11 protein-coding genes are annotated in these 24,298 nt (G+C 61.1%); 2 read left to right on the forward strand and 9 right to left on the reverse strand.

Going from position 1 to position 24,298, the window contains the following annotated elements; translation table 11 throughout:
• Positions 1-242: 242 nt before the first annotated feature.
• From AC1DKY_RS02495 to AC1DKY_RS02525, 7 genes are all read right to left on the reverse strand, one after another.
• Positions 243-719, reverse strand: coding sequence for a tetratricopeptide repeat protein (locus AC1DKY_RS02495; RefSeq protein WP_477179850.1), 477 nt, complete (start codon positions 717-719; stop codon positions 243-245).
• Positions 716-1,171, reverse strand: a complete 456-nt coding sequence (locus AC1DKY_RS02500; RefSeq protein WP_441602143.1) for a hypothetical protein — start codon at positions 1,169-1,171, stop codon at positions 716-718. Before AC1DKY_RS02500 ends, AC1DKY_RS02495 begins: the two co-directional genes overlap by 4 nt.
• A 17-nt stretch (positions 1,172-1,188) precedes the next feature.
• Complete coding sequence (locus AC1DKY_RS02505; protein WP_477179875.1) at positions 1,189-2,520, reverse strand: hypothetical protein; 1,332 nt, start codon at positions 2,518-2,520, stop codon at positions 1,189-1,191.
• A gap of 472 nt (positions 2,521-2,992) precedes the next feature.
• A complete protein-coding gene (gene nadS / locus AC1DKY_RS02510) occupies positions 2,993-3,283 on the reverse strand; it encodes a NadS family protein (protein WP_441602145.1) in 291 nt (96 codons plus the stop codon).
• Between the two features lie 2 nt (positions 3,284-3,285).
• Entirely contained in the window at positions 3,286-3,600 is a 315-nt protein-coding gene (locus AC1DKY_RS02515) for a type II toxin-antitoxin system RelE/ParE family toxin (protein WP_441602146.1), read from the reverse strand.
• Between the two features lie 51 nt (positions 3,601-3,651).
• Positions 3,652-4,725 carry a site-specific tyrosine recombinase XerC gene (gene xerC / locus AC1DKY_RS02520; protein ID WP_441602147.1) on the reverse strand — a complete coding sequence of 358 codons (1,074 nt, stop codon included), beginning with the start codon at positions 4,723-4,725 and terminating at the stop codon, positions 3,652-3,654.
• 4 nt (positions 4,726-4,729) lie between these two features.
• Positions 4,730-7,771, reverse strand: a complete 3,042-nt coding sequence (locus AC1DKY_RS02525; protein WP_441602148.1) for a CHC2 zinc finger domain-containing protein — start codon at positions 7,769-7,771, stop codon at positions 4,730-4,732.
• Between the two features lie 113 nt (positions 7,772-7,884).
• Between AC1DKY_RS02525 and AC1DKY_RS02530 the strand changes: the two genes are divergently transcribed.
• Together AC1DKY_RS02530 and AC1DKY_RS02535 are read left to right on the forward strand one after the other, a co-directional pair.
• Positions 7,885-8,280: a helix-turn-helix domain-containing protein gene (locus tag AC1DKY_RS02530; protein WP_441602149.1), complete on the forward strand. Its 396-nt coding sequence runs from the start codon at positions 7,885-7,887 to the stop codon at positions 8,278-8,280.
• Positions 8,281-8,977: 697 nt separating this feature from the next.
• On the forward strand, positions 8,978-9,211 hold the full coding sequence (locus AC1DKY_RS02535) for a hypothetical protein (protein WP_441602150.1): 234 nt from the start codon (positions 8,978-8,980) through the stop codon (positions 9,209-9,211).
• A 7-nt stretch (positions 9,212-9,218) separates the two neighbouring features.
• On the opposite strand, the gene AC1DKY_RS02540 is transcribed toward AC1DKY_RS02535, so the two are convergent.
• On the reverse strand, positions 9,219-9,449 hold the full coding sequence (locus tag AC1DKY_RS02540; protein WP_441602151.1) for an antitoxin Xre/MbcA/ParS toxin-binding domain-containing protein: 231 nt from the start codon (positions 9,447-9,449) through the stop codon (positions 9,219-9,221).
• Between the two features lie 353 nt (positions 9,450-9,802).
• Positions 9,803-24,019 (reverse strand): putative Ig domain-containing protein, encoded by a 14,217-nt coding sequence (locus AC1DKY_RS02545; protein WP_477179876.1) that lies wholly within the window; start codon positions 24,017-24,019, stop codon positions 9,803-9,805.
• Between the last annotated feature and the right edge of the window lie 279 nt (positions 24,020-24,298).

Raw genomic sequence — 24,298 nt, forward strand, 5'->3', positions numbered from 1 at the left:
CCTTGACGTATCCGAGTACATTGATCAGTTCTACAACCCGATTCGCCGCCACAGTTACCTAGGTGGCGTCAGTCCGAATGAGTTCGAGGCCGCGCATCGGCGACGACGATCAGGTGTCCACTAAATCCTGGTAACTCCACTCTGACCCCGTTCTGGAATGAATGGCACGACCGACGGAAGCAAGGTGGCGCACTCCTATTTCTTCAGACGAGTCGTCGTGGCTTTGCCGAAAACTATATCAGTCATACCCTCAGAGCATTGAGGCGCTTCGCGATCAGTTGCCTAAGATCATCCCCTGGATTAAACCCCAGACATTTCTCCAGATCTTCGATAGCAGACTGCGTCTTACCCAGCTGAACGAGAACACTCGACCTGTTGTAATAAGTCAACGGATAGCTGGGATCCAAATCAACCGCTTTGGCGAAACATCCAAGCGCCTTATCGAACTGTTTCAACTCAAAATATATTGTTCCAGCAGTGCTGTACGCCGAAGCTTCGCCATAGCCAAGTGCGAAGGCCCGCTCAAGATCGTGAAGTGCGAAGTCGAATTTCTTTAGCATTGCGTATGCTGTGCCACGATCAGCATATGCCAAGGCATTATCGGGGTCGACCTTCAGCACGTCCCCGTACAAGTCGAATGCATCTTCAGTGCGCCCCTGGGCAAGAAATCCTCTCGCCCTCATGCAAAATGGAGATAGATCGATTGCGTTTTCGCTCACAAAGCACCATCCGTTTTCGTGATCAAACTCGTTAAATAGTCTTCCAAGGCATCAAAGCATATCGCCGTTGCGTAAGGACGCTCGGGATCTTGCCGTGCACAAGATTTTATCGATGCGGGCACGCTTTCACCTAGCCACAGCTCCCGCTTCTGATAAATGGCATACAAGATGCCATCAATTCGCTCCAAGACCATATGTCCATGCCACGAATCCTCGTACAGCCGACCGGAAACTGATCGAACGAAGAGAAGTGCCTCGTCACCCAATGCCAGCGCCACCTGCCCCCAATGATTAGGGCTGCCGACAAATTCAATCTCCGCTCCAAGATCAGTTACTTGGATTCCTTTTCTTGCCGCATATATCCGCTGCACCTTTGCACGAAAAGTCTGAGGTTTCGGCGCACCGACGACCTTAACCATCACTAGGTCACATGTTTCCACTTTGTCGGACAAGAACTCTCGAACGCTACTCATTGTGGTGTCCATAGTTGTCCGCGCTGTTCAAGCAGTGGCATATAGCTTCGCATGTTGCCGGTGGCTTCCGGGATAGGTATCCCGAGGTGGCTGGGGAATGTAGCGCAGTTGAAGGTGCACGCATTTTGTCCCGGGAAGCCATACTGCACGTCATTCATAGGATTGCCAACCCCGATGGAGTTATGCGCTGCCTGTATGGCATCAAAGTCAGCCTGAGCAAGGGGAATTTGCTGTTCAATTACAGCTTGCGGAAGCCCACCACGACTCATTGCCGGATTGTTCGCAACAGACTGAAAAATTGCTGTGTCATCGGTGATTACACCGGGATAACTCGCCCCATTTCGTAGCGACTGAACAGCGTCGTAGGCCGACATTCCCTCTGGCACGCTGGGGCCAAAACCGTAGATCGTCTGCCCCCCATCGAATGAATAGCCCACATGGCCGGTGATCACATATGGGTGAGGTGCACCATCTACAAGCAGATCCTCGACGGAACCAGCACCACGAAAACCGAAAATGCTAATTGTTGGATTCGCAACACCTGAGGCGCCTGCCCCCGTCAACGGCACAGACACTCCCTGTGGAGCTTCCAAGAACGAAGTATCAAATGCCCCCGGAGAAGTCACGCTGCGTATCGCGTCAAATGTATCGGCAGCGTACGCGAAGGTCTTTGCCGTCGCAGCTTCAGCGCCACCAAACGTCAGTATGGACATGCCAGCGTCGCCGATGGACCGCGCCTGCTGGTCCAGCGGTAAGGCATACCAGTCTGCCACGGCATTGGTTACACGGTCGTACGTATTAATCGGGTGAGCAACCGTCAGGGTGGTTCCAATCGCAAACTGTCGGAATGACTGATAGTCGGTGGCTATATCGAACACGCTCTTCCCCGCGCCGATCAGGCTGTTTCCGCCATCCGTTAGGAGCGTCACACTGTCGGCGGCCAAGTCACCCAAGTCGCTTGTACGCCAGGAATTGAGGTATTGCGCTGACTCTTCACGAGACTCCGCAGTAGCTTGCGCATCTTGTTCGAGCTGACTCTGGGGCACCACCTCGACTGTTGGCAGGGTGTTGCGCTGGGCGGCGTAGGCTTGGGCGACGCTCAGTCCGAAATTGCGCAGGTCATCCACATTATCCGGTGTAGGAACCTCGCCGAAGTCCTGCCCCCCATTCTGGGCAAACCAGGGGACGAATTTTTTCAGTCCAGCGTATTCCGCCTGAAGCTTAGCGACGTCCGCAGGATTGTTGGCATCGTAAGAATCGCTAGGCCAGACTGCCGGGAAGGTTGGCGCCGGACCCTGCTGCCCTTGACTGCCCGCGGCGGATGCCAACGCCGTAGCACCCGAATTCTGACTGTATGGGCCACTTGTGTTGACGAAGGATCCGGGCAAGCCGCTAGTCGGACTCGCGTCGCCATCGTTTAGCGCAAAAGTCTGCACACCATCGCTGTACTGATACCCGGGCGCACCGTTAGCACCAGTGATCTGACCCGTGACGGCCGTTGCCGGCTGCTGAGCCCCCTGAGCGTTGTACCCGTTGATACCCGCGATGGCCGCATTCCCCAACGCATTCCCAAACGGAATCGACTGACGCGGTTTCGCTCAGTGAGGCGCGATTTTTCGTCGTGATAGCAACGCGTTAGACAGCGCGGAACGCACAAAAAAGGGGCGGCGAAAGTTCGCCACCCCCGATGTGCAGTTTTTGCCCCATAGGGCATGTTTCGCTCGCGATAGCCGATACCGCCAGAGGCATGGCGATGTGCGCATGCCTCTTAAAGGCGACGTAACAATTTGTTACATCGCCTCACCCGATGAGTGCGGCCAGCACATGCTCGGGATCTTTCTCGATCGCACGCAGCAAGGCACGGGCAGGCCCCGTCGGATTGCGACGACCCTGCTCCCAGTTCTGCAGCGTGCCGAGTTCGACATCAATGACCTTGGCAAACTTGGCCTGCGAGAGCTTGGTCAGCGAACGGATGCGCTTGACTTGCTTGGAGGCCACGTAGGTCTCGCGCGAAGGTGCGCGCTCACCACGACGGATTTCATCCATCTGGGTGACGCTCTGCATGAGCTCGTTGAAAAGTTCGTTGTCCATAGTCATCTCCACTGCTCGATCACTTGCTTCAGCGCTTTCTTTTGCATCGGCGTGAGGTCTTCCGCTTCGTTCTTGGCATAGGCCAGCAAAAGCGCAATCTGCGATTCGCGAGTGAAGTGGTAATAAATCACACGCGCACCGCCGCGTTTGCCATGGCCATGAGCGGCCATGCGAATTTTCCTCAGGCCACCGGTGCCAGGAATCACATCTCCCGCGTCGGGAGTGTTCGCCAACAAACGCTGAAAATCGGCATAGTCATCGTCATTCACGAGAGCGGTGATCTGACGGGTGAACACCGGGGTCTCGATGAAGATCATGGCGCCAATATACGCCAATGGCGTATATGCGTCAATGGCGTATATGGACCTTCAAAACTCGCCGTCCGCCTCGCGCTCGGCATCGAGCGCGGCAAATAGCTCATCGGCGGCGGCAGGCTCGCCGGTGCCCTTCGCTGCCGCCTTGCGCGGCCGGGCTGGGTGCGTGGCCTCGTGGATGGCCTTCAGTTGCGTGACCGCGACGTGGGTGTAGATCTGCGTCGATTTGAGGTCGGCGTGGCCGAGCATGGCCTGGATAAATCGGATGTCGGCCCCGTTCTCCAACATCAGCGTGGCCATGGTGTGCCGGAACAAATGGCAACCGCCCTGCTTGCCCAGATTGGCCTTCTGCACATACGCCGAGACGGTGGTGGAGAGCCACGCTTCGTTGAACGGCACGCCGGCCCGTGTCAGAAACAACGTGCCGTCGTCCGGCGGCATCACGATCTGCGGGCGCACCTGGTCGAGATAGGTTTGCACCCACGCCATCGCCCGCTCGCCCACCGGCACCCAGCGGTCCTTCTGCCACTTGCCCTGATTGACGAACACCAGGCCGCGCGCCCGGTCGATCTCGTACACGCGCAGGTTGGCCAGCTCCATGCGACGCAAGCCGGTGGAGTACAGCACTTCCATCATCGCCCGATCACGAATGCCGATCGGCGTGCGCACATCGGCCAAGGCCAGCACTCGCTCCGCTTCCGCCTCGGTCAACACATGCCGCGGCAACACGCGTTTGAGGCGTGGCAATTCCAGGTCGCTGGCCGGGTTGTAGAGCAAGTAATTTTGCTTGGTCAGCCAGCGGAAAAAACCACGCAGCGGCACCAAGGCGCTGCGCTGACTGAATACGCTGAGCGGCTCGCCGTTGTCCTTGCGGTGATAGAACAAGTGCCGCTGGTAGCGTTCGATGATCGGCTTGGTGATCTCGGTGGGCCGCGTCAGTGCGCGAGGCTCACACCAGCGAATAAACGCGCGCACGTAGCGCTCGGTGTTGTGGATGCCGGCCTCGGTGTAGCCCTTGATGCCGAGGTGTTCCAGGTAGCGCTGCAGGTAGGCAAACAGGCCTTCGGGATCGGCCGGATTGCCGACCGGCGTCAGGAAACGCGAGCGATGCGCGGTGCGGCGAGCCATCGGATCACGCCGAGACAGCAGCTAAAGAAAGCGTTCCATCATTACGATGCGATGCAGGGCTGTGTTTGCTCCGACGTGCAGTTTCCCGCGCTTGTTGCACGGACGCAGCCAAAACGTCGCTGTCATTGGCCTGCACGAGCGTTTCGGGCGACCGATCCACGGCCGATGCCGTACCGACCATGGGCCGATCTGACCCCGACGATGCATCGACGCGCCCCGACTTTTCGTCGTCGTAGGCATGCAAGGTGGCCGCATCGATCAGGCCCATCAGGTGCGGCCCCTCGCTGGTCACCTCGCCATCGAAACGCAGCTCGTAGGCGATGCCCTTGCCGAAGGGCTGGCGATGCACGGCGAGGTATTCCATGTCTTCCAGGCGGCCCAGGTGGACCTTGAGCTGGGTCTGTCCCCAGCCGGTCACCTCGCGCACCTGTTTGCGCGTGAAGCGCAGCGCGGACGGTGCGCAGCCCTGCTGCGCCGCTTCGCTGCGCACCCACGCGGTGAGCAGGCCCAGCAGGCGCCGCGTCTGCGGCGGCAACTCATCCAACGTGCTGCCCAGCACCGCGTGCGCGAGGCGGTTGGCCAGCGCGATGTCGGCCACGCTCACCTCGACGTATTCGATCACCGCGCCGTGGTACTGCTCACGCTTCACCTCGCGCTGGCACTGGTGCAGCAAGGCAATGGCGTCGATCAACGCGAGGTATTTATCGTGGTCGCGGCGCATGCGTGTCTTGTCGCTGAGAAAGGTCAGTCGCTCGGCGTACGGGTTGACCACTTTCAGCGGACGCAGCAAGCGCTGCGCGTTCTGGTGCAGCGCGGTAAGCCGTGCCTTGTCTTCGCTGGCCCGTAGCCCATCGAGCGTGCGCCGTAGGCGCTGCTGCGCGTGAATGGCCTGGGTCTGCTCGCGCGATTCGTCCACGCTGAGCACGAGGCAGCGGTTCAACAACTCCTCGTCCAGGTCGATCGCGGTGGTCGTGCTGAACAGCATCACCGGGCCTTCGACACGGTATTCCTGGGTTTCCAGCTGACCGGTCTGGGCGTTCTTGCCGGTGCTGGCAATCGACACTTCGCCTTCGGACTGCAGCAGTTTCAGCGCATAACTGGCCTGACTCGCGCCCTCTTCCTCGCTGATGGCGAGGATCTTGTGGCGCAGATCCTTGTCGCCCAGGTAGAACAGGCTTTGCCCGGTCATCGCGCTGTACTGCACGCGTTCTTCGGGCGGCACGAAACGCAGCACCGCATCCATCAGCGACGACTTGCCGGCGGCGCTGGAGCTTTGCACCATCACGGCCAACGGACGATCCAACTTGCGCGAGACAGCGGCTAAATAAGCGACCTGCTTGTTCACCGCCTCGCCCACTACGCCGCAGCGGGCGAAGTCGGTCAGCACGCGGGTCATCAGGTCCGGCGTCTGCAGCAGCTCTAGCGCGGCGCCGCGATCGGCATCACTCAACGTGGCCTGCGCTTGCGCCTGACGGGCCTGCACGAGCTGCTGCTCCTGCCAACCTTCCAAGGCCAAAATCAGCTGACCCAGATCCTTCTTGATCGCCTCCTCGCTCGCGCCCACTTCCAGGCTGGCCTGCTTGCCGAACACCTGGCGTTGCCGCGCGCTGTAGAGATCCACCGTATCGACGTAATAGCCCTCGGTGGCCGGGTCTTTGACCAGCAGATTCACCTTCAGCTGCTCGGGCAGCGGTTTCGTGGGCAGGCCTCGCACGCGGTAAAAACGGTCACTCAGCAACAGGCGCATTTCCTCGCCGACGACCTGGTAGGCCGGCGTCGATGACGACGGCGCGTCAGGCAGTGGTGAGGCCGGTAACACAGGCTCCATCGCGGGCTTGGCCTCGACGGTCGGCACAGCCAAGCTGCTACCGTCTGCGATCACGGCTGACGGCAGATCGATCACGGCATCGAGCACGCGCGGTCGGCTGGGCGCACGTCCCTTCCCCATCCACTCGGCCTGACGCAACGCCAAACCCAGACTGCGACCCGCCGGTTGCACGCGCAACGCGTACGCATTGGCGTCCATGCCTTTCGGAAACAGCACCCGATAGCAGTCGATGCCGACAGCCATGAGCTTCTCGGCCAATGTTTCAGCGGCTTGATTGCCGGCGTCGTCGCGGTCGTAGGCGATCAGCACGCGTTCGATCTGGTGCTGCTGAAACGCGGCCAGCATCTCGTCGGTGAAGCCGTGCACGCCGTAAGCGGCGGTGACGTGGCGATAACCGGCACACCAGAACGTCATCGCGTCGATCAGCGCCTCGCACAGGATGATTTCGCGCGAGGCCGTCAGTGCGGCGGCGTTCCACACACCGGCATGCGGGCCGGGCAAATACAGGTGCTTGGGCGTGCCGGCACGTAGGTTGTCGAGCAGCTTGCGGCCGTACAGCTCCACCACACGCCCCGCTGCGTCGAACACCGGCACGATCAGCGAGCCGTTGAAGTGCTCGTGCCCGCTCTCGCGCAGGATGCCCAGCCGTTGCAGTTGCGAGCGCATCGCCGCGCCGGCACTGCGGTTCTTTTCCGGCAAGCGATAGGCCAGCGTGCGGTTGGCATAGCCCAGCTGAAAATGATCGATCAGCTCGGGGTGGTTGAGGCCGCGTGCCGTCAGGTACGCCAGGGCGTCCTCGCTGCCCTTCAAGGTCTGGTGATAGAACCCGACCACCCGCTGCAGGGCTTCGGCATCCTCGGTGTCGGTGGCCAGCGGCGCAGCCAGCGTGCGCACGGTCGAACGTGTTACCGGTGCCGCCTCCACCCCGGCGGCTAAAGGAAGACCCTCGCGCAACAGCTCGACCGCGTGCCGGAAGCTCACGCCACGGCGCTGCATCACCCAGTCGATCGGACCGCCGGCCGCATTGCAGCCAAAGCAGTGATACAGGTTCTTGGTTGGCGTCACGATCAGCGAGGGCGTTGCCTCCTCGTGGAACGGGCACAGGCCCGCATAGTCCTTGCCCTGCTTGGCCAGGGCGATCCCATCGGCCTCGATCAACCGAACCAGTGACACCTCGCGTTTGAGCTGCTCGATCTCGTGTTCGGGAATGCGGGCCATCAAAAACGGTCTCCGGCCGAAAAACCTGTCAAGGGGGTTGGGAGAAAAATAACTCGCTGGCAGAGTACCCGTAATACGAGTATTGTCAACTCGTCACCCGAGGATCATCGCCTATGCTCGCCAGCACGTCCTTTCTGCCAGATACCCTCATGGCCGCCGCTGACCGCGCCTTTTACGAACAACTAGGCCAACGCATCGCCGAGCACCGCAAAGCGCGCGGCATCACGCAGGTCGAGTTGGCCAAGGCCTTGGGCATTGCTCAGCAGACCCTGGCCCACTACGAGGGCGGCACCGTGCGCATCGGCGTGGAGACGCTGACGATGGTGGCGAAGGCGTTGGATGTCGCCATGGAAGACTTGCTCGGTAGCGCCTCGGCAAAGACCACGGGCAAGCGTGGCCCTGCTCCCAAACTACAACGGCAGTTGGAGCTGGTCAGTCAGTTACCTAAAGCCAAGCAGCGCCTCATCACGGAAGTGCTCGATTCCATGCTGGCTCAGGCGGGCCGCTAAGCGGCAAAGGCGCCGAGTTATATACCTTTACCGGTGTTTGCCTATCCTGCACTAGATTCAGACCCTCGACGTCTTTTCAGCGTACTGAAAACGTCATTGCCAAGTGGTACCGCTTTACCGGCAATTGCCTATCCTGCACTAGATCCATTCCACGTCCGGTCTTTCAGTACACTGAAAACGTCCGTGCCGGGTCGTTGAGCGGCTAGACGAAAACGATCACGCCTCTCGGACGGATCGCATAGCACCCACCTCACGGGCTGCGACAGCAGCCTGAGAGGTGGGTGTTTTTGTTTCTAAAGATCAGGCTTGCTAGCAACGTGCAGCACTCTGGCGGCGCTTTTCCTATCCTGCACTAGGACGTGGCTCTCCGAGAAATGATTAGCCCGCTAATAACGGCCGTCCGCTGGCATCTGCAGTGGGGTCTCGGGGCAGCGCCCTGAGCAGGTCGGGAGCGTGGCAGAGGGAGTGCAACGACTGGCGACACGCGCTTTGTTATCCCCGCCCATGCGGCGGGGGTATAACAAACCCATACCTTGTCCAGAGACGTTGATGGTTTTTTTGCAGCAAGCGGCAATCTTTGGAAGCAATGATCGAAGCAATGCCCAAGAACATGCCCAGGAAAGTGCCGTAGCAAATGGTGCGACACAGTGCCGGCAAGATGACAAAGCAAGATCACCCAACGATACGGAGAACGACCATGGGCAATGATGTCGACATCAACTACGGCGTGGATTTTGAGCGAGCGCTGGAGCGCCTCCACCACGCAGCCGGAAAGATCTTCCGGCGATACCGCGAAGCAAAGCGTGGCAATAGCAGCGAAGAAGAGATCGAGCGACTGCGGCAGGCCTACATCAGCGTGCAAGATGAGGCGGAAGCGCTATCGCCGCGCGATGAGGCGGCGATCCGGGCCGTGCTGGTCAAGCCGATCTAACCGCCAGTCAAAAGAAGAACGCCCGCGCAAGGCGGGCGTTTCTCAGCGGCAAGGCATCAATATCGAGGAAGTGAACCTGACCCCGGTAGTGGCCTTCGGCGACCAGTTCCAATGCGGTCTTGCCGCCGAACGTGGCCAGTGGCTCCTGCAGCCACGCAACAGCTTTGCTGCGATCGCCCGATATCGCTTCCACCACCTGCATGACACGCGTCACACGTAGATCATTGGTGATGGCCACACAACGCTCCGTCGATATATCGAAGGCCATCATAAAGAAGAACGCCCGCGCTTGGCGGGCGTTCAACTATCCAAGACAGACGAGCCTCCATTCACCAGATTGCGCATCTTCTGACGTCAATGAGATATCAGCATTTGTCGCTATCGCGCGAAGGTCATTGGCCGTGTGCTTCTTGACGATTTGCTCACCCTCGCACTCGAATCGCTGATGAAATCTTCCATCAACCTGAAGCTCACACATACACGATTGAATCAATCCCGGGTGCCCATCGACCAATCCCGCAAGCACCGTTCGGCCGCTTGACAGGCGAAATACATTCATCACCTTCATTTCAAATTTCATTATTTTTGCCCTTACAAGCCAGCGTCTCTGAGCTGCCGAAGAATCTGGACATCCTCGCTGCTCAAGCCAAGCATCGATTGATGGCGAATCATGAAGTCTTTCACATGGGTTTCCGCACTACCAAACCCCTGCGGGCCGAGCCTATCAACAATGCCGAGTTTGGACTGCGTTCCATGAAGGAACTCTTCCAGCACCGCCGCCTTGCTCGGATTGTCACGGAGAAGAATATGCGTGTAGTCCGGACCACCCACATTTGCCTCTGCCTGCATCCAATTCAAATATGCCATGTCCTCACTGCCCTCCTGGGCAAAGACGAGAGTGCGTCGACCAGCAACGCTATCAATGAGTTCTGGAGATGCCTTTTCTACGCCCCAACCAAGATTGGAGCTATTCATCGTGTTTGCGCCCCTCTCAGCGAAGTCTGCGCCGCTTGTAGCCCCTCGATCAACCAAGCTGCGGCCACCCGCATCAAGTAGGCTGCTCCCCTCGGCAATGGCGCGCTCGGCGGCCAGCGGAGCCGCGTAAGTTGCCGTATCAAATAGCGCGCCACCGAGCGCGTACATGCCACCCATTTTCTGGCGCTCATTGAGCGCCTTGATCAATCCCAGCGGTGAGGACTGAATCGCCCCCTGAATCAGGTTGCCTGTATCGGTGAGAACGGTATTGCCAAAGGTGCCGTTTTGATAAGCCGATTGATAGTGATTCGTCGCAGCGATCATTGCCGCCTTACCCACCCCTGGCGTGATCAGTGAATTAAAGAGTCCATTCACGCGATCTCCGGCTCCCGACAGAGCCTGCCCGAGGGGTTTAAAGGTGAAGAATGCCTCTGTGTCCGAAAGGGCTCGATAACTTCCCAGTTGATAGGGCGCCGAGGACTGGCCTTGCTGATCGGCAGACACATCTCCCACCCCGGCCGTAGCCAACGAGTACGCTGATTGATCTCCGTTGCCGCCAACTCCAGGTGCACCTTGTTCGTAAAACGGCGTGCCCATGGGCTGCGCAAGCGTGCCATCAGACAGTCCATAGGCTGCGGTGGCGCTGCTATTTAGATACGACACCGGCGCGCTAGCGCTCGCCACTGATTCTTGGTCGGCATCGCTACTGTCGGGTATGAAGGCAATTACTTGACTCTCTGGATGGAGCCGCCAACTTGGATCATCTCCAGGCAGCACCTTCCAAGTTGCGCCATCGGACGCCGATCCGGCGGATGCCAGCATAGGAAAGTCTGACGGGCTGTATGAGGCGAGCGCATCGCCCTGCGCTCCGACGCCCTGGCCAAGCTTCGTAAAGTCGTACTGCTGGCCCTGCTGCGCACTGCTCGGGCTATTCATCCCCGCAATCGCCGCATTCCCCAACGCATTCCCAAACGCATCCTCCGCAATCTGACCCCACCCTTGGACGTGGTTATCCCCAAGCAACTTCGACGTTTCGTGGTTTAGTGCACCGGACATTAGCCCACCAGCGATATCATTACCGATTCCTGAGCTTAGCCCCATGCTCTGCATGACACCGCCCTGAAGGTTGGCAGCCGCCGTTGCACTGGAGGATACGACAGAAGCAACGAGGCCCGCCCAGCTGAAATGCTCTGACTGCCCTGTAACCTTATCAGCGGCGATACCGGCGGCATAATTCCCCGCCCCCAAGATACCGGCGCCCTCTGGCGTGAAAGCATTGCTAGCGCTGGCGAAGTAGCCAGCGCCTCGCAGCAAGCTTCCAAACTCTGAACCCGCTGTGGCGGTCAGCCCTCCGGCAATCATCTGCCCAAAAGAGAAGCCCTTGCTTACACCCAAGGCATCCCCAGTCAATTGACCTGCCGCGTTGCCGAGCATCCCACCGACGAATGCCGCTCCGAGACCGCCGACTCCCGCCGCCCCCGTCATGACACCGATGCCTGCTGAAAATACGGCCGAGGCGGTGACAGTGGAGGCACCGGCGGCGGTTGCGCCAGCACCCACAACCTCCGGTGCCATCGTTGCAAATGCGCCAGCCGTATAGATGGACACCACGACTACAACAGCAATTACCAGCACTTCCGCCAACCCCGAACAACCCGCCGAACTCGGCGGCGGCGGCGGCGCCGCCGGCAAACTCGGCGTGGTGCTGCCGATGATCTGTCCAGGGTTATACGGCTTGAAGGTCGTCGAGGTATTTGAGTGCGTAGTCACCGAAGGCACGGTGATACCCTGCCCCACGACTAGGCCGCTGTCTCCCGTGAGGCCATTCGCTGCCGCAATGATGTACGCCAGGCTGCTGTTGCCGTACACGCTTTGAGCGATGCTTTCCAGGGTGTCGCCGGCGGCCACCACGTACTGCGTCGGGTTGCCGCTGCTGAAGCCCGTGAGATTTCCGGAGACACTGATCCCGCCCGCGCCGTCCATGTCACCAATCAACTGGCCATTGACATAGACATAGTGGTCATCGGGCGTGTACCCGTTGGGCGTGAACGTGCTGCCGCTTGCCGCTCCCGTGCGACGCTCAAGGATCTCGCCTGAAGCGTTATACGCAAACACGCGAGTCGTGTTCTGTGGAGCACCCGCATTGGTCTGGCTGCTTTGCGACACGACGATGCGATTGCCGAAGGCATCGTAGTAGCTGGTGTCGGTGGCGGGCACGTAGCCGGACACAGTGGGTGTGCCGGTCGTGCTCTGCTCGAGGTAGCCGTCCTTCTTGATGTAGTTGACGACGTAGTTCGCACCGTATGCAGGTGTTGCCTGCGGAACAGCCGGCTGGTTGTAGCTGTAGGCCGTGACGTTGTCTTCGTGGTCGAAGGCCGTGTAGGTCGTGGTGGAGGCCACCACGGCCGGGCCATCACTACCGATGGTCGGCACGGCGCTGGCGCCGCTGTCCGGCAATGAACCATCACCATCAAAGTAGCGCTGGCCAATCTGCGTCCAGTTGCGCTGCGGCGGCTGCCAGCTCACCTGCTGGGCGACCTGACCGTCGGCGTTGTACTGGGTGGCCGTGCCGGTGGTCAGCCAGCCGCCGATATTGAGATACATATAGCCGGTCGGCCGATCCGGCAGACCGTAGATGCTCTCGACCGTGTTGGTTGCCAGGTAATTATTGCTGCCCACCTGGTGACCATCGGCGTCGTACCAGTACTGCGTCCCCACACCCAGATTGGACTGGCCGATCGTCGTGTCGACGGTGTTGTACGACTGCACCAGTTCGTTGCGGCCGTCGTACACCATCTTCTGGCTCATCAAATCGCCAGCACTGTAAGTGGTGGTGGTGGCTCCCTGGACCTGCTGGTAGGTGGCCGCATTGACCGTGTTGCGGATCACCACATTGCCGGCCGCGTCGTACTGGTTGGCGAATGACGGGTCCTGGTAGGTGCCGCCGGTGACCACGATCTGGCCGTTGGTCAGGGCACCATTGTTCACCACGGTGCGGTTGTCGCCGTCGTAGGTGAACCAGAAGCTCTGAATATCAGGCGCCCCTGCCTGAACAGTCTGCGCTTGCGTCATTGCGACCTGGGCCGCTAGGTTACCCCCTGGCCCCTGGTAGCTGATGATGAACGAAATGGTCGTTGACAGTCCGGCAGGGTCATGAGCGGTCAGCGTCACCGTGTATTGGTGAAACGTATCGTTCTTGATGTTCGGGTTGCCGGTGAACGTCATGTTTCCAGCATTGAAGATCAGCCACGACGGACACGTGTAGGTGTATGTCAGCGTCCCGCCCTGGGGATCCATGAACTGGTTGGCAACACCGATAGAGACGTTTGCTGGTGCACCGTACTCGTAGTCATGGCCGTTGATGGTGCCGATATACTGCGGCGGCTGCGGCACCGTTGCCACGTTGACGGTAAAGGACTCACCCACCTGCGCTCCGTGACTATCCTGAGCGAATACCGCGAACGCGAAACTTCCGCCGGCCGGAGGCGTCCCGCTGAAGGTGTGTGAGTTGTAGTCGAAACTGATCCATCCGGGCAGACTGGCCCAGTTCGCCCCGTTCCAGCAATAGGGCGTGTACGAAACTATGTCGCCATTGGGATCTGATGCGCCCGGCGCCTGGTAGCTGAAAAATTGATTCTGCGTTGCATTGATGTTGACGGGGCTACCGGAGAATACCGGCGCCACATTCACCATATTAATGGTTAGCGTGGTGTTGGCGGTATTTCCAGAGACTGGATCGTGTGCAGTTACAGTGATGTTGTACGCCCCGGCTGCTGCACCCCCGTTGATATAGAACGTGGCGCCATCAAAAGTTACCCAGCTCGGCAAATTGCTGGCGGTATAGGTCATCGTGTTCCCGGTGGGGTCATAGAACACGTTGGACGGCATGGTGTACTTGAGGATGGCCCCGCCCGGCGTATAGGTCTGCGCCGGCATGGGGTTGGCTACCGAGATGGGCGCGTATGAGTTGTTCATCATGAACGCGCCGGCCGCCGCGCCGCCTTGCGCATTGGTCGCGATGATTTCGATCTGATAACTGCTGACAGACGCGTAGATGGGTGTCGAGAAAGACGAGGTCTGGTACGTCATGGTCTGCGGCACGCCGGTGACCGCACCCGTCGTAGCATTGACACTCAGTCCGACCGAGCCAATGGGTACCCAGGTGGCCGCCACGTTCGTGTCAATCGGCTCCCCACCCCTATTGATGGTGAGTACGTGCGCAGGTATGAGCACCATGCCGCTGTAAGTAAGCGCCCCGCCATCCGGCTCATTAAACGCATTGCCTGGCAGCGGAATATTGACCGAGGCACCACCGATCACGCCTGACTGATTGGTGAGATTACCGTTGTACACCGGCGGTGGCTGCACGTACTGGGCAACGGTGATGCTGAAGTAGCCTTTGACGTATTGACCCTGAGGATTCTGCCCCTGGATGTAAATGTTGAATGTCTGACCCACCGCGCTCTGCGGGGGCGTGCCGGTAAAGGTCAGCGAATTAGGAAAGAACGTCAGCCAGCCGGGAAGGTCCGAATCCACTTCCGTGGTGGGCTCACCCGGAATCGACTGCATTTGGTACGAGCCCGCGTTGTAGATAAGCGTGTCGCCATCGCTTTCGTAGAAGGCACTCGTACTGAATGCAAACGAAGACTGATGCGTGCCATACATCGTCTGGTTGCTGAGCGTGCCATTCAAGACGGGCGGCGTCGCCTGCACCGTCAGAGTGAAGTTCTCGGTCGCAACGCCACCCTCCGAAGTTGTTGCCTTGACCGTGATGGTGTAAGTACCCACGCTTCCCGACACAGGCGTGCCGGTGAAGGTCCGGCTGTTAGGGTCGAAGTGCAGCCACGACGGCATGTTCGTAGCGTTATATGTGACCGTGCCGCCGTTCAGGTCATTCGCGCCGGCTACGCTGAAGTTCAACGCACCACCCACGCCGCCAAGTTGATTTGCTGCGCCGGCTGAAAACACCGGTGGCGCGATGGGAACCGTCACAACCACATTGGTAGTCACACTCTGTCCATTGACGTCCGTGGCCGTGACCGTAACGGTCCAGCTGCCCGGCGCGCCCGGCGTGCCGCTGAAGGTGCCATTGCTGTTGAGCGACAGCCAGCCCGGCAGGCCGGTGGCGCTGAAGGTCAGGCCGAAGCCGACGTTGTCGGTGAAGTAGCCCGCAATGCTGGTGCTCCACGGGCCGGTCGGATTGGCGGTAAGGCCGCCAATGCCGGACGTCGTCGGCGCGCCGCCGCTGCCGCTGATCGCGGATGCGCCGCCGTAGGCACTCTGCACGAACACTGCGCGGCGGTTGCCGGCAGCATCGTAGTTGTACACGGTGCGCGTGCTGGCCACGCTGGTGTCTTGGTTCTCCGTGGTAACCACGGCCACGCGACCGTGGCTGTCGTAGCTGGTAATGGTCTCGCTGTGGACCGCAAGGCCGGCGCCATCGGTGGTCCAGGTGGCATCGAGCGTCTGGTTGCCGTTGGCGTCGTACTGGTAGTTGTCCCACAGGGCCGTCGTACCACCCGACATCTGCGCTTCCTGCTGCACCTGGCCGTCGGCGTAATAGGAGAAGTCAATTTCGCTGCCGCTGCCGGTCAGGATGCCCGGGAGATAGCCCGGATTGCCCTGCCCGGCGGGCGCCCAGCTGCTGACTTCCTTGGTCAGCAGGCCAGAACCGGCGTCATAGGTATAGGTCGTGTTGGCGCCGCTGAGGTCGACATGGGACTGCACGCGGCCGAAGTAGTCGTAGGCCCAGCTTTCCGAATTGCCATTGGCATCGGTGTAACCCACCTTGTTGCCGTTGGCGTCGTAGGTATAGGTCTCCTGCCAGCCGTTCTGATGCTGGATGGTTGTCTGGCTGGTCAGCACGCGATGCTGACTGTCGTAGCTGTAGTAGCTGGTGTTGCCCAGCGCGTCGGTGACCTGCAGGCGGTCACCGTTGGAGTTGAGCAGGTAGGTTTCCTGCGCCTGCTGCACGCGTGCGTTGCCGGCACTGTTGAGCAGGAAGTCACCTTGCTGCACGACCTGGTCGAGGTTGTCGTAGTTGGTATAGGTGATGCGCGCGTACGAGCCGCTGGCGGTATTGGCTGGCGGCGTCTGCTGGGCCACGGCGCGACCGAGGGCGTCATACCCGGTATACGTTCTATTGCCAACACCATCCTGACTCACCGTGACGTTGCCGGCGCTGTCGTAGGTGTTCCACGACGAGTTGCCGTTTTCGTCGGTCATGCCCATCAACTGGCCGCTGACGTTGTAGTACCACTCCTTGGTTGGCGTCTGCCAGGTGCGCACGCCTGTGGCGGACACCACCAGCACGTTTGGCGCGATGACCTGGATAACGTGGTTTTGCACGTCGTACCGGTACTGCGTGACATTCCCGACGGCATCGGTCGTCGAGATGACATTGCCCCAGCGGTCATAGCTGCGCGTCTGCTGTGTGGCGCCGTTCACACCCGTGGTTGCCTGCGTGCTCGGGCCACGTGACCAGACAACATGACCCGACAGGTCGGTGACGTTATGGGTCCAGGTAGTACCACTGACACCGTTGACCGTCGTGGTGACCGTGGTGTCCACGATGACGTCGCCGCTCAGGTCGTAGCTATAGGTATGGGTGGCGCCCGACTTGGCGTCCGGCGCCGTGAGCTGGTTGCCGGCGTTGTCGTAGGTGTAAGTGGCTTCGTAGCTGTTGTTGTCACCCCGTGCCACCACTTCACCGAAGGCGTTGTACTTGACCTGGGTATAGGCGTCATAGCCGGTCTGGCCGCTACGCTGCGTGGCTGTAGTCAGCTGCTGGTTGTTGGCGTCGTAGGTATAGGTAGTGGTGACGGTGCTCGACGCACCATTGGTGGTCAGCGTGAAGCTCTGCGTGAGCACATTGCCGTTGTTGTCGTACGTGGTGCTGTGCGTGTTGCCGTTTGCATCGTACTCGCCGGTCTGGCGACCCAATGCGTCGTAGTACGACCAGGTCTGCTCGGAAAGCCCGCCAGCAGCGACGTTGGTGCTCAACACATGGCCGAGCGCATCGTAGACGTAACTGGTGACCGGGCTGACCGTGGTGTAAAGGCTGGCGCTGGTCAGGTCGACCGACGTACTGGCCAACAGGCTCTGCCAGTTGCTGACCAAGGCCTGGCGCGCTGGCGCGGTCACACTGATGACGCGGCCTACGGTGTCATACGCCGTGGTGGTGGTCATGCCGTTGACGGTGATGCTGAGTACGCGATTCTCGCCGTCGTAGGTATAGGAGGTGACCGAGCTGCCGTTGGCAAAGCCGGCGCTGCCGTTGACGTAGCTGTATTCGCCGGTGTCGGTCTCGCTGGTCTTGCGGCCGATACCGTCATAACCGTAAGTGATGGTGCGGTCATAGCCCGTGGCCAGCGTGCCCGCGGGCGGCAGGCCTGGCGTCGTCGTCGTACTGACGCCGCTCGTGCTTACGGCCGTGGCGTACTGCGTCACCGTCAACGCGTCGCCGAATGCGTCATAGCTGGTGGTGGTGACGTAACCCTGCGGGCTGGTATAGCTCCCGGTGGGAGTGACGGTCATCGTCGCCCGATTGAGGGCATCGTAATAGTTGTACGTGGTGGCCCAGATCGCGGGCGTTCCGCTGGTGTCGGCGCCCTGGATCAGGGTGGACGTGCTGGTGACATTGCCGTACGCATCATAGGTGTACGTGGTAGTCGGCGACATCGGCCCTGCAACGCTGCCGCCTTGCGGGCCCATCGTGTAGACGTAGCTGATGGCGGACTGCTGGACCTGCGTCTTCTGACTGAGCTGGTTGTAGGTCGTGGTGACGCTGCGATCGCTGCCCGATGTCGCCAAGCCCTGCTGCAGCTGGGCGACGCTCAGTGCCTGCCCGGCACTCCAGCCGGTAATCGCACCGGTATTGAGCGCCGTGGCATAGCGCGTCGTGGTGAGCACATTGCCGTAGGCGTCATAGGTGTTGGCAGTGATGTACCCGTCGGCATCGACGCTGTACGCCACTTCGCCGTCAACGTTGTAGATCTTGTACTGATAGTGGCCGTCCGCGTCCTGATCGACCACGGCCTGGCCAAGCGCATTGTAGGTCACGTGCGTGGCAGCCACGCCGGCGTAGGTGGTGCTGGTCTGGTGATTGACCGCGTCGTAACCGTAGTTGGTCGTGTTCAGGACCGTGACGTGCGCCGAATCCGGTCCGGTCCCCTTGCTGACGGCTGTGACGTTGCCGACGCCGTCGTAGCTGTAGGTTGTGTACAGAAACTGTGTGACGCTTTGGAACGCGCCATTGCTGCTGTTGTAGCTGCCCACCGTGACGGGCGGGCTTTGTTCCAGGGTCTTGCGACCGGCCTTGTCAAACAGTACGTAGGTCCAGTTCCCATCGCGATCCGCACGACCGGTCTGCAAACCGGTGGCGTCGTACTGGAAGCTGGCGTTGGCGCCCAACGCGTCGCCCGTCGCGGTGATGCGACCCGCCGCGTCGTAGGTGATGCTGCTGATGCGCGCACCCGTGGTACCGCTGTTGGTGGCGCTGATCGCAGTAGCCAGCGTCGCCACCGTCTGCGTGCCGGGCAACGCGATGGCGTTGGCGTACGCTATCGTCTTCAGCGTTCGGCCATCAGCGTCGTACTGCGTTTCGGTGACGTGATTGGTGGCATCGATGGTGTAACGCAGGCGGCCTGCATTGTCATAAACGCTGTAGGTGACGTGATTGGGAGCACTCGCCAGCGCCTGCGCCACGCTGCTGGTGGAAAGCTGTGCGGCCAGCGTCTGACTCGTGGACAACACAAGGGTCATGCCGTAGCTGACGGTAGCCACCACGCGACCGGCGGCGTCGAAGCGCTGCTCGGTCACCACACCGAGCAACTGGCCGTTCACCGTGTTCTGCTGCACCGTGAAGCGCGCGTGGCCATCGGCGTCGTAGAGATAGAGCGTGGCCTGCGCATTCGCGTCGGTATTGACGGCGCCACTGACCAGGGACCCGACCGACGACAATGCCGTCGACTGCGACTGCTGCAACACCGTCGCTTCGCCAGCGGACACCGTCACCGCCGTCTTGTAAACCAACACCTCACTCACGCGATCGGCGCTGTCGTAGCGCGTTTCGGTGACATAGCCCTGCGGATCGATGCTGTAACGCACCTGGCCTTCCGCGTTGTACGCGGCATAGGAAACCTGGTCGTAACTGGTGACCGACAGGTCGGCCGTTACTGCGGCCACGCTTGGCGCATTGCCCAGGGCGCTCAGCTGTGCGCCGGTAAGGGCCGTGGCATAGGCGCGCACGGAGGTCACGCGACCATCGGCATCATAGGTGCGCTGCGTGACCGCGCCGCTGGCGTCGATGCTCAGAACCGCCTGGTTGGCTTCGTTGTAGACGGTGCGCGTCACATGCCCGTTGGCATCCGTGGCGCTGGTGAGATTGTTGTTGCCGTCGTACGCATACGTCGTCGCCAGATGCAGCCCGGACGGATCGACGATGGTCTGGCTCAGCCGCTCCAGGTTGTCGTATACGTACTGCGTGGTGCGCGCAGCGCTCGTGCCCGCACCCACCGTCACCGTCAGCGCCTTGCCGGCGCCGTCATAGGTGTAGGTGGTGGTGAGGTTGAGCTTGCCGGTGCCGGCGTCCTGCACCTGGGTAAGTACGTTGCCGTCGGCATCGTAGGCGTAGGTGGTCACCGAGTTCATCGGGTCGGTGATGCTCAGCTGGCGACCTTCGCCGTCGTAAGCGTAGCTGGTCTTGAGGTTGAGACCTGACGGGTCGACCGTGCGCGTAAGCACGCGACCGCTGGCATCGTAGCTGTAAGAGACGACGTGACCCGTGGCATCCGTGGTCTGGATCAGATGATCGTCAGCGTCGTATTGATTGCTGCTGATGTTGCCCAGCGCGTCCTTGGTTGTGAGCAGGTTGCCGTCGCCGTCGTAGGTGAACGTGGTGACGTCGTTGAGGCCATCGGTCACGGTGAGCACGTCGCCGTAGGCATCGCGCACGGTGGTGACGGTGACGCCGTCGGCGGTGGTCATAATGGTCTTGTGATTGGCCAGGTCGTACTGGTAGATGGTGCTGTTGCCCAGCGCATCCGTCTGGTTGACGACCCGATCGAACGCGTCGTAAGTCGTATGCGTGGTGCGGGCCGCGCCCTGTACCGTCTGCGACACGCTCACCTGGCGGCCGAGGTTGTCGTAACCGTAGGTGATCACGCTGCCGCGGGCGTCCGCGGCGCTGATCACGCGCCCGAAAGCGTCGTAAGTCATCGAGGTGGTACGCGCCACCGCAGTGCCCACGCCGTCCGTCTCGCCGGTGCGTTCGCCGCGCGCGTCGTAGGTGTAGGTGGTCGTGGTGCTGTTGCCCGCCGTCAGGCCGCTCCACGGCGTGCTCAACTGTTGCTGCTGCTGGATCAGGTCCCCGAACGCGTTGTAGATGTTGGCGGTTTGATAGCCCAGCCCATCGATGGTGCCGGCCACCTGGCCGTCCAGTGTGTAGCTGTAGCTGGTGGTGGTGTCCGTCGCCGGATTGGCACGTGCCGCCGCTGCCGCCGCCACCTGGGCAGTGGTCGCGTTGCTCACATTGAGCGTGGTGCCACTACTGGTGCCCGACGTGACCAGCGTCAGCATGCCCGCGTAGCGGCGCGTGCTGGCCACCTGGCCAAAGGCGTTGTACGAATAGGCGATGACATCGCCCAATGCATTGAGCGTGCCGCCACTGGGCTGGCCCTGCACCGTGTATGCGACGCGGCCATCGGCGTCGTAATAGGTGTAGGTGATATTGCCCAGCGGGTCGGTGGCAGTGATCTGCTGACCCAGCACGTTGTAGGTGTAGCTGGTGGTCTTGGTATTTCCGTCGGTACGGCCAGTCACTTCGCCGAAGGCGTCATAGCTCGTGCTGGTGGTGCGGGCCGCGCCCTGGCCTGCCGCCGGCGTTGCCGTCGTGGACAGCAGCTGGCCGACGGTGTTGTAGCTGTAGACAGTGACCGTGCCATCGGGCGCGGTGACCTGATGCAGACGGCCATCCGCATCGTAGATGCTCGTGCTCGCCTGCGTTGCCGGTGACACGCCCAGCAGGGCCACCAGCGCCGCGTTGGTCTCGCTGCCGGTCAATGCGGTCAGTTGCGTTGAGGTGAATGGCGTGCCGTAGCGGGTCGTGACCGCGGTATGCGTCGTCTCGTCGTACGCGGTCGTCGTGAGATAGCCATCCGCGTCGATCTGGGCAACCACCCGCCCTTCGTCGTTGTAATAGGTGCGCGTGGTTTGATCGGCCGCGTTGGTGGCCAGATCGGCTTGCAGCGCAGCGAGCGTCGGTGTGCTGCCGAGCGCCGTTAGCTGGGCCGGCGTCAGCGCCGTGGCGTAGATGGTGGTTTTGACGACGCGACCGGCCGTGTCATAGGCGGACACGGTGACGTAGCCCGATGCGTCAATCGATGCCACCGGCTGGTTGTCGGCGTCGAATACGGAGTGCGTGATGCGATCGTTCGCGTTACTGGTCAGGTCCGCCTGCAGGGCTGCCCAGGTCGGCGCGCTACCCAAGGCGGTGACTTGCGTACCCGTCAGCGCAGTTGCGTAAGCCGTGCTGCTCAACGCATTGCCATCGCCGTCATAGGTCGTCGTAACGACGTTGCCGAGGGGATCGATGGTGGCGATAACTCGACCGGCCCCGTCATACAACGTGTGGGCCGTACGATCGTTGGCATTGGCCGTCGGCACAGGCACGCTGGCCGGGAAACTCGCGGTCAGTGCGCCTCCACTCACCCAACCGGCCGTGCTGATGGTGGTGGCGTACTGCGTGGTGGCCACCACGTGACCGTCGGCATCGTACGTATAGGCAGTGACGGCGCCGGTCGCATCCACCGTGCCCGACACGCGACCATCCGCATCGTAGAAGGTGTAGCTGACATTGCCGCCCGCATCGATCACAGCCACCGGCTGGCCGGCGGCGTCATAGAGATAAGACGTCACCCGGCTGGCCTGGCCACTGGCCGACTGCGCGCTGCTGAGCAGCTCGCCGGCGCTGTTGCGCACTTGCGTGGTGGTCAGGCCGTTGGCCTGGATGATGGCTAGCTGATTGCCGCTATCGGTGTAGACATAGCTGGTGACATTGTTCAGCGGGTCTGTGCTGCTGATCAGTCGACCCAGCCCGTCGTAGGCGTAACTGGTGGTCTCCGCTGTGGTGCGAGCGCTGCCGCGCAGCGTTGCCTGCTGCAGCAAACGGCCCTGAGCGTCGTAAGTAAACTTGGTCACCACCGCACTGGTGTCGCTGCTAAGCGTGCCCACGCCGGCGCTGCTCAGCGCGCCCCACTGGATGGACTGGCTCAACTGGCCACGCACGTCGTAGCTGTAATCGGTGCGTTCCATCTGGCCAAGCACGGCCTGTACCGGACTACTGGCCACCCAGCTCTGCAACTGCGCCAGAGTCGGCGGCGTGCTTGGGCTCAGCCCCGCCAGGCTGTAGCTCGCACCGACGTATTGCTTGATGCTGCTCAGCACGGTGACACCGCTGCTGGTGCCGTAGTCGTGCTCGGTCACATGGCCCAGGGCATCAACAACGTAGTTGAGGCGATCGCTGCTGTCGTAAACGAAATAAGTGGTTTGCGCGCCACTGGGAGCCACGTAGCCACCCTGCCCGATCACACCCTGCGCCGGGACGCTGTAGGTAGTCTGGCTGGTGACCTGGTTGTCGACGTTATAGGTGTAGCTGATCGTGTGACCCGTCGGATCTTCCACGCTCAGGCGATTGCCGTTGCTGTCGTACGTATACGACGTGATCCCGCCATTGGCATCGACGACCTGGGTCAGGTTGCCGCTGGCGTCGTAGCTGTACTGCGTGGTCGGGCTGCTGCCGTTGACCGTCGGCGCGGTGACCTTGGCCAATTGGCCGGCGGCGTTATACGTATAGGCCCAGACGCGCCCCAGGCCATCGGTGACCGTGGTGGTGTCGGTGCCGAGCGTGTAGCCCAGGGTCAGCGTCTGAGCCGCCGCGCCACTGCCGGTGGTGATGGTGGCGACGCGCCAGGTGCCATTGCTGTCCTGCGCATAGGTGTAGCTGACCGTGGTGCCATCGCTCTGCGTGACCGAGGCGACGCGGTCGCTGCTGCCATCGTAGGTATAGGTCGTGGTGTAGCTGGCGGACGTGGCATCGGTGTCCGAACCCAGCGTGGTCGTCACCGTCTGCAGGCGCCCCTGGCCGTCGTAGCCGTAACTCACCTGCTGGCGCACCACCGCCGTGCTGCCGCCCGGCGGAATCTCGCTGATCGAGAGGCTGCTGAGCGCGCCCGCGGTGTAGCCCAGTGTGAGTTGATCGCCGTCGCCCGCGGTGATCGTGGTCAGTTGCGCGCCGGTGTAGCCAAAGGTGTATTGAGCGCCCGTCTCGGGGTCGGCCAGGGTCTGCAACTGGCCCGTCGCGTTGTAAGTTTCCTGCACGCGGCTGCCGCCATCGGTCCAGGTCCAGGTCGACGTCCCGGCGTTCCAGCTCAGCGTGTCGGCCGCGCCGTTCTGACCCTGGCTGACGTACTTGCCCAGGGTGGCGTTGTACGCGTAGGTCACTGTCGAACCGTCGTCCGCCGTGCGGGTGATGGTGCTGCCGGCCGTGTTGAGGGTGCCGGTCAAGCCGCCCACGTTGCGGGTGAAGCCGAATAGCCAGCCCTGGTTGCCAGTCAGCTGACCCAGGCTGTTGTAGGTGCGCAAAACGTTGAGCGGCAAGCCGTCGAAGATCAGGCCCTCGTCGGCGTTCTGCAGCACTAGGTTACCGGTCGCAAGATTGAGGTACTGGCCGATGCCGGCCTGCCCAATGGACGCTTGTCCTCCCGACGTCTGGCCCAGCTGAGTCAACGACGTATTGCCCAGACCCAGCCCATTCCCTGAAATCACTGCGACCATGCGACCACTCCCCGAATAAGTCATCAAAGGAGCCCTCTTTAAAGGGCCTTTGTGTCCTTATCCCAGGGCGCGGAAAAAAGTTTAGGGTCCCGGAGCAAATCCCTCACAGACCCCGGGCCAGCGCCCAGTCATGGCCGGCCATCACTGCGGGGGACCAAGATTCCCTTGGATGTCGTCCAACAGGCTGCCTGGACGGCCAGTCATGACGGCGCACTCCCGCAGCACCCACCTCGAGGCGGAAAATTTACGCCCCCGCAGTATTTCGATGTAGCGCCTTTA

It is taken from the genome of Dyella sp. 01N448, from assembly GCF_056399225.1.

Bases quoted from the DNA above. Each gene is read 5' to 3' on its own strand.
- nadS (WP_441602145.1), bottom strand. From the start codon at position 3,283: ATGGACAACGAACTTTTCAACGAGCTCATGCAGAGCGTCACCCAGATG.
- AC1DKY_RS02515 (WP_441602146.1), bottom strand. From the start codon at position 3,600: ATGATCTTCATCGAGACCCCGGTGTTCACCCGTCAGATCACCGCTCTC.
- xerC (WP_441602147.1), bottom strand. From the start codon at position 4,725: ATGGCTCGCCGCACCGCGCATCGCTCGCGTTTCCTGACGCCGGTCGGC.
- AC1DKY_RS02525 (WP_441602148.1), bottom strand. From the start codon at position 7,771: ATGGCCCGCATTCCCGAACACGAGATCGAGCAGCTCAAACGCGAGGTG.
- AC1DKY_RS02530 (WP_441602149.1), top strand. From the start codon at position 7,885: ATGCTCGCCAGCACGTCCTTTCTGCCAGATACCCTCATGGCCGCCGCT.
- AC1DKY_RS02535 (WP_441602150.1), top strand. From the start codon at position 8,978: ATGGGCAATGATGTCGACATCAACTACGGCGTGGATTTTGAGCGAGCG.
- AC1DKY_RS02545 (WP_477179876.1), bottom strand. From the start codon at position 24,019: ATGGTCGCAGTGATTTCAGGGAATGGGCTGGGTCTGGGCAATACGTCG.